10 protein-coding genes are annotated in these 14,260 nt (G+C 35.7%); 5 read left to right on the forward strand and 5 right to left on the reverse strand.

Features of this window, described 5'->3' with window-relative positions; translation table 11 throughout:
- Positions 1–251: transposase (locus tag ACFFIT_RS00335; RefSeq protein WP_385875339.1), on the forward strand; the 251-nt coding region annotated here is incomplete at its 5' end.
- Between the two features lie 574 nt (positions 252–825).
- On the opposite strand, the gene ACFFIT_RS00340 is transcribed toward ACFFIT_RS00335, so the two are convergent.
- From ACFFIT_RS00340 to ACFFIT_RS00355, 4 genes are all read right to left on the reverse strand, one after another.
- The gene (locus tag ACFFIT_RS00340; protein WP_385875340.1) at positions 826–1,950 is read right to left on the reverse strand and encodes a hypothetical protein; all 1,125 of its coding nucleotides are present in this window, start codon (positions 1,948–1,950) and stop codon (positions 826–828) included.
- A gap of 69 nt (positions 1,951–2,019) precedes the next feature.
- Positions 2,020–4,818 carry a putative virulence factor gene (locus tag ACFFIT_RS00345; RefSeq protein WP_385875342.1) on the reverse strand — a complete coding sequence of 933 codons (2,799 nt, stop codon included), beginning with the start codon at positions 4,816–4,818 and terminating at the stop codon, positions 2,020–2,022.
- Complete coding sequence (locus tag ACFFIT_RS00350; RefSeq protein ID WP_385875343.1) at positions 4,815–7,847, reverse strand: virulence factor SrfB; 3,033 nt, start codon at positions 7,845–7,847, stop codon at positions 4,815–4,817. Before ACFFIT_RS00350 ends, ACFFIT_RS00345 begins: the two co-directional genes overlap by 4 nt.
- A 145-nt stretch (positions 7,848–7,992) precedes the next feature.
- The gene (locus ACFFIT_RS00355; RefSeq protein WP_385875345.1) at positions 7,993–9,648 is read right to left on the reverse strand and encodes an SrfA family protein; all 1,656 of its coding nucleotides are present in this window, start codon (positions 9,646–9,648) and stop codon (positions 7,993–7,995) included.
- A gap of 314 nt (positions 9,649–9,962) precedes the next feature.
- Here ACFFIT_RS00355 and ACFFIT_RS00360 point away from each other — a divergent pair, with 314 nt between their 5' ends.
- A complete protein-coding gene (locus ACFFIT_RS00360) occupies positions 9,963–10,232 on the forward strand; it encodes a YkgJ family cysteine cluster protein (RefSeq protein WP_385875354.1) in 270 nt (89 codons plus the stop codon).
- A 68-nt stretch (positions 10,233–10,300) separates the two neighbouring features.
- On the opposite strand, the gene ACFFIT_RS00365 is transcribed toward ACFFIT_RS00360, so the two are convergent.
- Positions 10,301–11,041: a phosphatase gene (locus ACFFIT_RS00365; RefSeq protein WP_385875347.1), complete on the reverse strand. Its 741-nt coding sequence runs from the start codon at positions 11,039–11,041 to the stop codon at positions 10,301–10,303.
- A gap of 551 nt (positions 11,042–11,592) precedes the next feature.
- Here ACFFIT_RS00365 and ychF point away from each other — a divergent pair.
- The 3 genes from ychF to ACFFIT_RS00380 all read left to right on the forward strand — a co-directional run.
- The gene (gene ychF / locus ACFFIT_RS00370; RefSeq protein WP_385875349.1) at positions 11,593–12,687 is read left to right on the forward strand and encodes a redox-regulated ATPase YchF; all 1,095 of its coding nucleotides are present in this window, start codon (positions 11,593–11,595) and stop codon (positions 12,685–12,687) included.
- A gap of 572 nt (positions 12,688–13,259) precedes the next feature.
- The gene (locus ACFFIT_RS00375) at positions 13,260–13,586 is read left to right on the forward strand and encodes a hypothetical protein (RefSeq protein WP_385875351.1); all 327 of its coding nucleotides are present in this window, start codon (positions 13,260–13,262) and stop codon (positions 13,584–13,586) included.
- A partial coding sequence (locus tag ACFFIT_RS00380) for a ShlB/FhaC/HecB family hemolysin secretion/activation protein (protein ID WP_385875352.1) occupies positions 13,580–14,260 on the forward strand: 681 nt, incomplete at its 3' end. The genes ACFFIT_RS00375 and ACFFIT_RS00380, both read left to right, overlap by 7 nt.

A 14,260-nucleotide genomic window follows, 5' to 3' on the forward strand; every position in this document is an offset into this window, starting at 1 on the left:
TAAAGCGAGCCTACCGCAATAAGCCGTTAACAAAAGAGGATAAGGCATTCAACCGAGTCTGTAGTGGAATAAGAAGCCGAGTAGAAAGTATCTTTGGGCTAGGTAAAATGCATTTAGGGATGGGGCAAGCTAGATATAAAGGCCTAAAGAGAAATGCGTTAAGCTTTTCCATGCGTTGCATGGTATTAAATCTCAAAAGAGCGACCACAATTAAAAAAGAATTAGAACAATCACAGGCTAACTACGCCTAAATTTTGGCTTAAGGGCCAAAAAAGGGAATAAATGCTGACATTTTTTGTTAAAAAGAGTAAAAAACAAATTATTTTCCAAAAAAAAAACAAAAAAACGGTAAAAAAAAATTTTTCAAAAACCTAATTTTAAAAAAATAGGTTTTTGATTTAACAAATGAGAGATTTAACACTAATTCAAAGCTCTCAACTTAAATTAAAATCGTAATAAGGCAAAAATACTTTTAAAGTAATCATTTTTTGAACAGCGGAATGTGGGATAAATTATTATTGTCAATTTAAATATTCTTTGCTGTCAATCAATCTAAAAAATAGCTCATTAATAAGTTCATTCAACGAAGATTCATTAATCAATTTATCCATTAGTACTTGCATTTTTTTCTTATAGACCAACTAAAATGAACGTAAGGACTATGATAATGCAATCAATCTATATGAAAATCACCAATATGTCGCCTAAGAAATTAAAATATATTGATAAAAAAACACCCCTATTGAATGCATTGTTTAGAAATGCAATCTACTGACAATCCCTTTATCTTACAAAGGGGAAAGTAAGAATGACCAAACAAGAATTTTAAAGCTGTAACGCTTTGATTCGCTCGGTAGCTTCTACATGCAAAGGATCGACAGATAAAACTTTTTCATACCAATATATGGCTGTTTCTTTATCTTCAGCAAAACACCCTTCTTTCTCATTAAATGCGCTATCGAATTCTTTAGCATAAGCTAAGCTGATTTGCTTATCTCCCGCTTGAGATTTATACGCATAAATTCTTTGAGCAACTTGACAAAGTTTTTTAGATTTGGCGTTAGCAATGATTTTCATAAGATCAGCGCCACTAGGTGAAGATTGAAGACAACTTTTAACGAAAGCTAATTCATCTGTTGCGGTTTCATCTGTTATTAAACAGGCACTATTAAGATTTTCTTGATTAAATGCAGAGGAAATTTGAGTCTCATCAGTTTTGAGTAGCGATTGGGGAGCAATTTCATCAAACTGGTTCTGAACTTTTTCAAATAGTTCCTTAAAAAACTGAGGACCTTTCAAGTAATACAAGATGCCGCATGCCATAGCCACCAATATAAGGATTGAAACTAATCCTATCATAGTATTTTTAAGAACCCCACTGCTTTTTTTCTTATCTTCATTTAACGTTTTAGGCTGATTTTCAGCTGACATTGTATCAAAAGATATTTTTTCCTCAGCTGTTAGCTCACTGGTCATATCCACCTGTGGTAGCTCTATCTGTTCAATGTTTTTTTCGTCTAATTCGGGTGGCGTCGACTCCTGAATTTTAGAAGGTATAGGAGCAGATTCAGCATTTAGCGTGGCGTTGCCTAACGCAGATGAGGCAAGTAAGCCTTCTTCTAAAATAAGTACTCCAAAAGCCTTATTCTTTTCGCTATCTTCCAATTCAATTTTAAAAGAAGTTCCGGTCAACTTTAGTAATGGGTCAAGTATATTATCCAGAATATCTATATAATAGCCCTCAGCACTGACGCCAAGCGTTGACACTTCATGATAAATAATGGATGGACTCCAAATCCCTTTTTCACCAAGATAAAATTGATCCTGATTACGCTGAATATTGAATCTTAACTCTTTTGTTTCAAATCTCCACTCTTTAATTAGTAATTTGGCACGCCCAGGAACTGAAGGCGTCAAAGGTTTAAGGTTAACTTTTATGATAGTAGACATGCTTTAGCTGTATCCTTATAAATTGTTTCTCACTAAAACGAAAAAATGTAAAATCTTGATGTTTTCCATCTACGGCTTCATGAGTGAAATGATTTCACCTAACCGCTGATTTTCTTGGACTGTGAATTCACTGCCAAATTGATGTCCTGCGTTTTCTTCAATCGCCTCTTTTAGAGCAACAAACCAATCATAAACAAATCTTTGAGTGTAGGGTACAGGCTCCTCACTAAGATTAATTAAAGAACTCGAACTGTCTAGCGTGAAGTTGATAGAGTTCATACTTTCAGGTAATTGAAATATTTCTGCGCCTGCATTAAATCGGCTTTTAGGCCTTTGCGATAAAGGTTGTTTCACATATCCTAACCATGAAAGAAAATCCCCTAAATGATTTAATACCCTAAAAACTTGCTTATTAACTATCCTCTCACGTCTAACACCGATCTGCTGAGCACCATTAAAGCAATTCATTAAACTTTGATCGACTTGATTTCTAGAGGCAATGTTAATTATTTCATCTGTCAATAGTTCCATTATTGTTTTAGGTATACCTAGCCCTTGGCAGATTTTTAAATTATCCGGTAGTTGCCGTAAATGGGCATACCACTCTTGAATGACATTTTGAACAAATAGCTTATCGGCTTCTGTAACATTCTCAACAGCATGAGCTGATACTGCTTCAGTATTTGCATTTGATTGATTATCATTTATAAGCTGAGGTTCTTGGCTAAAAATATCTATCTCATCTCCAAACCCATTGTCCACAGCAAAAGGATCAAATTTTGTATTGACAGGGACATTATTCTGAGACTCAGTCTCAACTGTTTGTCCAGTGATCTGAATATGTTGTAAATAGATCCTTTCAATAGATTCTTTATTGGGCATAAGAGCCAATAGAATTTCACCATGACGCTTGGCTTGTTTAGTCAAGACATTGATTATTTCTCTTGCAATATTCTCTTTAGCCGTTACCTCTTCTTCACCTTGAGAATGGTACCATTTTTTCAATCGACTCGTGACTAAATCATGTTTCGTTTGTTCTAATTGTTCTCTTATCCTATCTAATTTAAAACTTAGACCTGTAGTCAATTTCAGCGCATCAATAATCCGACTTATCCCACCATCATTTAGAGTCAACATGGCATCCCAAGCATTACTTGGTTCCGCAATATGTTTTTGAACAATTTCATCATCACAAAATGTCTGTTTCATCAAAGCTAATTTATCGAGATGACTTGGATTAAAAGCAACTTCTTCACCCGCATTCAGCTCAATAGAAGAAAATTGTTCAAGTCTCGGTTTTCTGACTAAGAATGTATTATTAAATGGCCCTTCTCCCCATTTTTCTAACCAATCATATTGACCGAATCGCTCTAAAATAGCCATTTTCATTAAGCCACCCGTTCCCCAAACTTCTTTTAGCTGAAGTGGATCTAGTGTTAAACTCTGTCCAACGCGCATATCAAACATAGTCAGGGCCCATATTAATCCACTATGCCTTTTGCTTCTCGTCGCCGCGTCTTCACCTTGTGTTTTTTTGATCCAATCATCAAGCACAGGACCTACGGAAGTAACATCAGACTGTTTCGCTGATGACGTACACATAACTAAAGTATTCATCTCTTGGTTGTCAGTGTAACGCTCAAAGAGATAAGCCACTTTACCGCGTAAAAATAGCTGTGCAATTCCACTATCTGCAGTCGTTTTATCTAATTCATCAAGTGATTCTAAAGATAATCTCCCTCGATAACCTGGAAAATCAAGAAGATCTACTTCGTCAAAAATAGGCTCACAAACTTCATCGCTCAGTGGTACATAAAGCTCAACGGTTAAAGCTGCAAGCAAAGATAAGGATAGGATTACTTCATCAGTAGTTAATATGCCTTCTGAGTAATTAACACTCAATACAGAAATCTTATCATCTTCATTCTGAGTCAATCTTTCTAGCATATCGACATTCATTATGCTGTCTTTTTGTGAAAACTGCCCATTTTCTTCAATGACTAAAGCTGTCAAAGGAGCAAACACTTGCTTAGCTCCTTTGAGCGTTGTAATGGCCACCGCAAATTTCACATACATTTCAGTAAATGCTTTGCTTCCACCCCATAATAATGAAAATAATTCTGCTCTATCAATAATTGAGAGATAAGGGGCAACAGCAATTGCCTCAGGCCAATAAGTGTATTTCATCACTTGCTGACTTTTTCCAGCAAGACGAGTCATATAATCCCATAGTGAGACGACATCATCTGCATCAACCCCAGGAATCACTTTGGTTGATTTTTTAGATGTGATTTTTTTGATATGTTGAGTAATTAGTTCCTCATTTAGGGAAAAATCTATTTTTTCTTGATTAAAATCGTTATAAAAAGAATTTGCCAAAATTTTTGCTATTTCAATTTCACTGAAAATTCGTAATTGAACCGGATAATCATCAGGCGCTAAACTGTTTCTAGCGCTGAAGCGAGTAACAAGTCCCGTTGCTTCTTTACCGCCACCAGGGGGATTTATATGATTGATGAAATCAAGTTTATGTAACCCTAATTGAGTTTCGAGTTTACCTGTTGTTTTACTCGAGGCTAGAGAAGAGATCAGATAAGACTTACCTGCTTGAGATAACCCAAAAAAACCTACTGTCATAGGCAAAGAAGCCGCATGAGATAAACTTTTTGCCTGGTTTCTTGCTCTTCTTAATGCGATAGTTAATGAATTTGCTTCATTATCCACCCGTTTTACAGTTTGTCTGGTTTCTTTAATCCAATTAATGGCCATATCTGCACCATCATAAATATTTTGCCAGCTATCAATCAGGGCTTTTTGTTCGGATTTCAGCTGCATTTTAGAACTTTCCGGTATAAGAGAATTTATCATTTTGTAATCACCCTTCCGCTATCCATCCAATAGTGAGTAGCTCCTAATCCTGTATCAGCAAGTGTATTTAGTTGCAATTTTAACGCACTAGTAACCGTTTTGACAGGTTCTCCCTCACGATTGAATAATTCAGCGTTATTTAAATGAATTTCTTGCTCATGGTGCTGAGAAGACACCTTCATATTAGGATCAGTTTTATTGCGTTTAGTTCGCAAAGAGACACGAATCAGACCTCCCCTTGCAATTTCTTCTTTAATCTTATCATTCTGGATAGTTAAACTAAATAAAGCTGACGCAGGCCACCTTTCAATATTAAATTGACGATACCCGAGGCGCATTGTTCCTCTTAATTCAAAGACCTCATCATCAAGCTCGGAATCTGGGGAGTCCAAATCCACTTCTTTGTAATAGACATTTTCTTTCTTTATAAGGTTACTATTATCTAGCATACCAAGATAGCGAACAGTTGAATAAGGTTTAAAATTAGACGCTTTAAAATAGAAATTTGGTAATTTCAATTTATCAGCCAATAAACATAACATAGCACCAACAGCGGCAGTTGATTTAGGATCATCAATTCGACCTTGCTTATTAAATGGATACCACTCACCAGTATAATATCCTTGAAGCGGTAAAATTCTTGTCGAGGGAACGGGTTGCAGCTGATTTAACAAGGCTTGTACACCTGGTAATCTTGATGGACGACCTGTAAGTAATAAGACATCACAACCATAATGATATACCACCTCTGATAATGCTTTAAGGCTTTCAGTAATATTCATACGCCCTGTTAAAAAAGCCTGGTGAAGGTGAGCTAAATCAAAGGAAATTGAGACATCTAATAAATTAAATTCTAAATGATTTTGATTTAGCTCTTTTCTTAGCTCTTGATAAAAATAACCCAATACATTTTCAGTGGGTTTTTGATGTTCACCTAATAATTCAATTATTTTCATATCAATGGGCTGAGATAATTGAGCAGGATCGTATTTTTCATAAAGACTTAAAATTTTCAAACCAAGAGGACTAAGTAATTGCAAAGTTAATTGTTGTCTTAATACTTGCTGTTGTGCTGTTACTCTTTCACTACCAAACAAACGAGAAAGTAGGCTGCTTGGTTGTGATAATCCGACTCGTTTCAATGCTCCTTCTATCATGGGGATAACATAGAGTTGAATGACATCTAACAGAATATCATCTCCTGCGATTTTGAATCCATCTCTAAAAAGTTGAAAAGGTTCTATACCAACATTGCTCCCTTTCCCTTCATCTAATTTGTAATGGGTAATCACCAAATCCGTGGTTCCTCCTCCTATATCTATAGAAGCAATATTTAATGTTTTCCCAAATGTTTCACCTAATAGCTCTTTTTTATCCGGCCTAGCTAATGCAGCAAAAAACTCTTCAGAGCGTCCGTCAAATCTATGTTGAGTCTCGTTATATAGATAAACCATTTGTCCACAGGTAGCTTCATCCCATTGCACATTTACCCTGGGGATAGGCATAGAAGTAAATACAGACACATTAGGTTCTTCTTCTTGCCTCATTACTTTATCATCATGATTATGCCACCCCATACTTTTCCATACCAATCCAATGGCTTGTTGCATTCTTTTCTCAAAGATTTGACGCTCAGGTTTAGGCATAGATGGCGGAATGGTTAAGATAATATTTTTTAAATAGCGTGGTGCTACAGCGTGACTCATTTGCAGGCGTTGGGAGACACTATTCATCTGAATAATTGCATGAGATAAAACTTCACAGAGCATAAATGTCATTAATGAAGAGCGACAATATTTAGGGGAAAATACAGGTATCCTCTCATGAGGTTCTAGGGTATATAGCGCTTCTCCCGTATCATTAATAAGACTTATCAAAGGTGCAGCTGTTGCCAAAGGTTCGTGATCCGATTTAACGAAGGCCTTATTAAAGCGCCACCCCGCCTCAAAAGAATCTTCATCCCATAAATATCTTTTGGGGCTTGAAATACCGGTAGAACCTTCAGTACCTAGACGTTGGGCGGCAAGCCGAACCGCTTCCCCGCCAATTCTTGTCATAGTTGGCCAGGTAAATGCATCATGTCGTCCGCTTTGCATGCAAAAGTCTTTTTTTCCAAATTCAGCTTGAGCAAATTCTACTCGACTCTCAAAAGGTTCTATATAGACATTATGAGGCGTTGTTAAATCACGAAGCTTTAATTCATAAATTTGCTCTAAAGTCTCTTTATCTGCTTCATGATGTTCTACCATTATTCCACAAGTTCTTGAATTACCTACATCTAGTAAAAGATCTACACCAATAGATTTATTCGATTTGTTATTAAAGCAGGCAGTCACTTGGATATCTGGTAGCCTTAGGCATTCATCTAAAATAGAGAGAAAATTAAGATAATGGGCTTGATGGTGTAAAAGAGTAACACTTTCTTCAATATCTTCAGTGTGCATTCGTAATCGAGATAATGCATTCTCTTTAAAAACCTCTATCAGCCAATCATTTACCCAAGTTAGATTCAAATAATCTCCATGTTCGTTAGATCGAGCAGCAAGCCCAAAATTTACTCCTGAATTAATATCTTCTCTAGTTGGGGCTAAGTATTGTGTATGCGTGCTGTCTGTAAACACTTTCGTATCAAACGCGAACACGACGCGATAAGTATTACCTTCGTTATCTGCATCATCTAGTTTAATAATTTGAGCTCTTACCCAATTCAATGGTCCTTTTATAAATTGCCGAGGAGGGCTTATACGAAAATAGGGAATAGGTAACCATATCCCATTTAATAAGTTTAGTGATTGTTCAAGTGGCATATCAAATTGACTTTGTGCAGGAAAACCTGTGCCGGGTTGCACAAAACCCTCTTTTCTTTCATCAAAAACCAAACGGACTAATGTGCCATCTAAGGGAGACTTTATAAACTCTCCAGCCCTCATTTTTTTGATATTAGCATCAATTCCAAAATCAAGACATTGAATACCGCTATCCTCAATCAAAGTAACTTTATCTTTGAAATCTATCAGTGGTGCTAGCATAATTACAACTCCAATTGATATCCCTTAGGATATTTCGCTTTTTAATATTTAAAATCCACACAATCAATTATATCTATTTGATGCAACTATCTTTTACCAACTATGAATTAAATATATCAATAGAGTATTAACTGATTGCGATCTGTTATTCTTGACTTTTCATATTTATAGGGAAAGGATTTACTCCCTCATATTTACCTAGACATTCTGCTTTTGCTGAATTTCCTTGAGTGCATTCAATGGCAGGTAACTGATACGTGCTTCCATCACTACACTCTGCTACATTATCATTATTTATCCCAAGGGAGTTACCGATTAAATCAGCTTTGACAACCCCTTTACACACTGTGCCATCTGTTTTTTTGATTTGAACTTTTCCTTCACCATTTTCAAATTGATAAGATAAATCTAAAGGTTTTCCCGTTTTGACATCTTGAATACCACTCGATGCCTTCCAAGCACCATCTAAAAAGTTTGTTCTGCCACCCGCATTAGTCGGAATTTGAAGACTTTTATTCTCAGAGGCATTCTGTGAAAAATTGCTGTTTCCTTGGTTTTCATTTTGCCCTTGGGCTACGTTTCCTTGTACAGCATTTCCTTGAGTATTTTCGGCCTCAGTAGATAAATTTTGATTGGCAATGGGCTTGTTTTCTTGCTGCTGATTACCATTAGCTTCATTACCTAATTCAGGTAGTAGTGGAGGAGTCATTTGTTCTGTACTTAAAGTCTCATTTACTGCTGGTGATTCGGGTAATCGAGTATTGGGACTTTCAGCACCAGGTAATTCTGGTTTTACTGCCTCAGTATTCTCAGTGCCAACTAATCCATCAACAGCCACATTAGTTTCCTCGACAAATGGTAATTCGGGTAATGCTAATCCAGCTTCACCTAAATTAGGCAAATCGCCATTTGGTATATTCCCATCTGGTAAAGTTAAATCAGGAGAAATTAATTCAGATAAGTTAAGGTTTGGAAGACTAATATTTCCGTTTAACAAATCAACTCCTGGTAAGTCTAAAGTGGGAAGTGTTAATTCAGGAATTTTTATATCCGGAGGAGCTTCCAGAGGTTCTTGCACTGATTCATCTTTTATATTTTCTTCAGGTTTTATATTTTCTTCAGGAACGTTTTTTGTAGGTTCTATAATTGAGGGAATAGTTATATTTGGTGTACACCCCCTCATTAAAAAGAAAATTAACGCTATAAGAATAAGTAGTAAGGGAATTAACCAAAGCCATCTTAACCATGGGTAACCAACCGGTTTTTCTTCGACCACTTCTGTATTTATTTGAGGTTCTGGAGCAGGTGGAGGAGTTGGCTTGACACTTCTAAGAATATCTAACGGATCAAACCTTATTTTTTCTAAATTATGTAAAAATCCCCAAAACGTGACGACCGGTTTACCATTAACTAAATATATGTGGGAACTGTCAGGAAATTGTTTGGCTTTTTCAAGTAAGTGAGCAAATAAAACATGTTCTTCCTTTGGGCTACTTTTCATAGAAGTACTAATAGCATCAAGGCTCGTATGAATTGTCTCAAGTTGCTGCAGGGCATTTTGTCTTTCACTTTCGCTAGCAGCAGACCAAGGAATCACATCTCCTTGTTGAGCAGAATACCAATCAATCCTATCACCAGCCTCATTCATTTGTAATATAGCTAAAGCATCAGCAACCTCTGCTTTATTTTGTAATCGAAGCATTTCCCTAATTTGTATTGCAGATAAAAAAACAGGTTTACCCTGTTCGCCTATTGGTTGAAAGTCAGTTAATGAATGACTTCTTAGCAGTACTCTTGCCATGTGTGATCCCTAATTAATATCGTGGTCAGTCAGTAAACACTTAATTCGGCACTATTTATCGATTTTTCTTTTAACTATTAACATTTAGCTGTAAAAACTAAATTAACATGTGCTTTAATTATAATCCAAATAATCAGTATTAGCCTAACCTTTTAAAAATTTAGACGCATTTAACTTTTAGCTACGAAAAATCATAAATTGCCTAGAAAAGAGTGTTAAAATATAAAAATAACATTTTTAAGATTTTAACACTCCAAATTCTAAGGTCCTTTATGACAACACAACCTATAAATAATCACGCTTTACTTGATATCATTGCCTGTAGGTCTCATTGTGGTGCGTGTTGCATAGCTCCTTCAATTTCCAGTCCGATACCTGGTATGCCAAATGGAAAAAAGGCAGGTGAGCCTTGCATCCACTTAAATGAAGAAATGAAATGCCTAATATTTTCTTCAAAAGACAGACCTGCTTGTTGCGGGGGGCTTCAACCGACAAAAGAAATGTGCGGAGACACAAGAGAGCAAGCATTAAGATTTTTGGGTATCTTGGAAGCTGACACTATACCGGTTAAACTCTCAATTTGACTTAATGTCATTATCTTTATTCTCAATCCCTTACGATTGTAATATTGTATTGATATCGGCTTTATTTTTCAAAGTATCTCACTGAATTCAGAACGATAATCACGGCCTCTTAGTGCTAAAAAATCTAGCGTGGCTTGTGCACTACGATTAATCACCCTATTCAAAGGAAAATCTACTTCCTTAAGTATCCTTTGGCAATGAGAGAAATCACCTAAATCATAAGCAATATGAGAATCAGAACCAACAGATAATACTCCCCCTGCAGCTTTCACGGCCTTAACTATCTCAATACAATTTTTTTCACTTCCTTTTCGAGAATGCGTAAAAGAAGAGTTATTTAACTCAAGAGCAACATTATATTTTGCTGCAGCTTCGCAAACTGATTTTATATCTATCGGAAATTTTGGATTCCCTGGATGGCTGATGATATGTACATCACCATTTTGGATTGTTGCAATAAGGGCCTCAGTATGTAAATCAGTGTTTTTTGGGGAGTAAACGGGCTCATGAAAACCAGCTAAAACGATATCGACATTTGAAAGCATAGGTCCTTTGCAGTCTATTTCACCTTGTTGATTTTTTATATTTGCTTCAATCCCTCTTAAGATGCCAACCCCATTGATCACTCTAGGCCATATTTTGAGGTTCATAAAATGCCAATAATGGGGAGCATCAGCCATATCGGGTCCATGATCAGTAATCGCAATAAGTTTTAAATTTTTTGATTGAGCGATAGGGATATAATCATGCAAAGTACTATAAGCATGGGTACTTGCAATAGTATGCATATGGAGATCGACAGGAAACATATTTACCTCTGGAGTGGTTAGCTTAAATACTAAAAATTAGTAGTACAAAGTTTGCCTAAATCCTGAATACGGTTGGATTGACAAAACAGTCTCTTAGCTTGTTAAATAAGAAAAATCGGAAAGTATTAATAAATATTCAATTCATTCCCTTTTACCATAAGATTACCATTATTAAATAAGTTTTGCATTAAACAAAGTACATTATTCTTTTGAATTTTTGTGGTATGAAGACTATTTTTTAGAGCGATTTAGGAGTGCAAAATGGCTATTTATAATAACCTATATATAAGTTATTCATCTTTTGGCAAACAAACTTTCGGTATTTTCTTTATATTTCTGGTAGAATTATAGGAAATCTCGAATTAATGTTCATTAATTTAATTTATTCATTTTATATTAAGGAATTTAACTATAATAAGTAAGATTAATAGATAAATTACTTAACATTTTGACGATAGAATATATGCGATAATAATTTGAGTCTCTTTAATTACTTAATGAGTTTATAACAACTCATAGTTATTTTAATCAATAAATTAGGAATATAAATCATGGGCTTTAAATGTGGTATTGTTGGTTTACCAAATGTCGGAAAATCAACTCTTTTTAATGCATTAACACAAGCAGGTATAGAAGCAGCAAACTTTCCATTTTGTACTATTGAACCCAATACAGGTGTTGTTCCTGTTCCTGATCCTCGTCTAGACGAATTAGCATTAATAGTTAAACCACAAAGAATACTACCTACTACCATGGAATTTGTAGATATTGCTGGTTTAGTTAAAGGAGCCTCTAAGGGAGAGGGATTAGGAAATCAGTTTTTAAGTAATATTAGAGAAACTGATGCCATAGGCCATGTTGTCAGATGCTTTGAAAATGAAAATATAATACATGTAGCGGGTAAAATTGATCCTATTGATGATATTGAAACAATTAATACGGAGCTTGCATTAGCTGATTTAGATACTTGCGAAAAAGCAATTCATCGAGTGCAAAAAAAAGCAAAAGGCGGGGATCATGATGCAAAAATAGAACTTGAAGCGCTATTAAAGTGTTTACCTCATCTTGAAAATGCAGGGCAATTAAGATCTTTAACTTCACTTAACGATGAAGAAAAATCTGCGATTCGTTATATTAATTTTTTAACATTAAAACCGACTATGTACATAGCAAATGTTAATGAAGATGGTTTTGAAAACAATCCTTATCTTGAAAAAGTGCGAGAATATGCTGCAAATGAAAATGCTGTAGTGGTTGCTGTTTGTGCTGCAATAGAGTCTGATTTATCTGAGTTAGAAGAAGCGGATAGAGCTGAATTCATGGAGTCCTTAGGGCTTACTGAGCCTGGATTAAATAGAGTAATAAGAGCTGGTTATGAGCTACTAAATCTGCAAACCTATTTTACTGCCGGGGTAAAAGAAGTAAGGGCTTGGACTATACCAGTTGGAGCTACGGCACCTCAAGCAGCGGGTAAAATTCATACTGATTTTGAAAAAGGGTTTATTAGAGCTCAAACTATTTCTTTTGCTGATTTCATTAACTATAAGGGCGAACAAGGCGCTAAAGAAGCAGGGAAAATGCGAGCAGAGGGTAAAGAATATATTGTAAAAGATGGTGATGTTTTGAATTTCTTATTCAATGTGTAGTAATCCTTAGTTCCTGATAAACACCAACTTCAATCCATCAATTACCCCCTTGAAAATCAAAATTTTGAAGGGGTCATTCCTTTCTGTTCTTCACATAGGCTAAGCAATAGTAAGTCTATTTAAATTCTGCCGTTTCCCTTTTGTTCGCAGGATTTTAAGAACTCAATTTATTTTTCCTTTTAGAATCCAACTTATTTGAGTTAATTCCACTTGTGCAAGTTCGGGTGGAAGCAAAAAATATTTTTCACTGCAGGTGATGAGCTATGTTATGAACTTTTTTATTTTTGCCGTGTCATTAAATTAACAGTATTGAACTGACTACCGTTCTAATCTAAGGCTTTAGTCGTTTTGTAGTTAATTTCTGGATGTGAGTTCAAAACTTCCACAAAGGTAATAGCTATAAGAAAGAATAAGAAGTTTAGATGTGTATATTTGCATAAAATTTTATTCAGGTTTTGATAAAAATCTTAACATTTATTATTTTTTGCCTTACAATAATTTTCAATTTATTACTTATATCAAATAAAGAATCAGCTTTTTTATTCTTATTTCTCATCAGGGTGGATGTTTTTGTGTCAATTTCTTATGTTAGATTTTGCAATGTTTTTATTTGCATGGGGGTCATTCATTCTGCTCAAGCACTAGACATTAATTCGAATGCGATTATTAATCAACAACAAAAAATACAACAGGAGCGCCAAGAGGCAAGGCAAATGCAACTTGCCGAAGAGTTACCCTCTGTTCGTTTTGAAGCAAACTCTGGAATTACGTCTTCTTCAGATTACCCCGTTGAAGAAACTTGCTTTGTTATTAATCAAATCGTGATTGAAGAAAGAGAATCTCTTCCTCAAGCTATACCTATTAATCTAATAAAAGCGTCCGCTGAAGGATTATGTTAGGCGGCATAGGCATCAGCCAGTTGATCAGTAATTTGCAAAATCTCATTATTGACAGAGGGTATGTCACAACTCGTATTGTTGCCCCCGAACAAGATTTAACCACCGGCGTGCTAACCTTAAAAATCATTCCAGGTAAAATACGAGATGTCTATTTTGAGGAGGGTGTCAAGGGCAGTCATGCCTATGCTTTTTTATTGACTGCCATGCCCGCTAGGGCTGGTGACTTGCTAGATTTACGAGAAATAGAGCAAGGATTAGAGAATTTACAGCGCCTTCCTACAGTCCAAGCAGAAATGGAAATTGTCCCTACGGAAAATCAAGGGGAAAGTGATATTGTCATCAGGCGCAATCAGAAGAAATTTTGGCGCGTTGCGGTATCACTCGATAATTCAGGTTCAAAATCCACAGGTACCTATCAAGGCAGTGCCACCTTATACGTTGATAATCCTTTTGCGTTAAGTGATTTGGCTTACTTCTCTTGGAATAATGACGTACACGGTAAAAGTTCACAAGGGACTCAAAATCTCACAGGACATTACTCCTTACCTTTTGGCGATACGCTAGTCTCATTTACTGGTAGTCGTTATAACTATCATCAAACCGTTGCGGGTCTCACAACAGATTATGAGTATAGTGGAGACAATAACAGTTTAAATTTACAACTCGCTCATATG

The sequence above is a fragment of the Thorsellia kenyensis genome (assembly GCF_042432445.1).
GTDB classification, from domain to species: domain Bacteria; phylum Pseudomonadota; class Gammaproteobacteria; order Enterobacterales; family Thorselliaceae; genus Thorsellia; species Thorsellia kenyensis.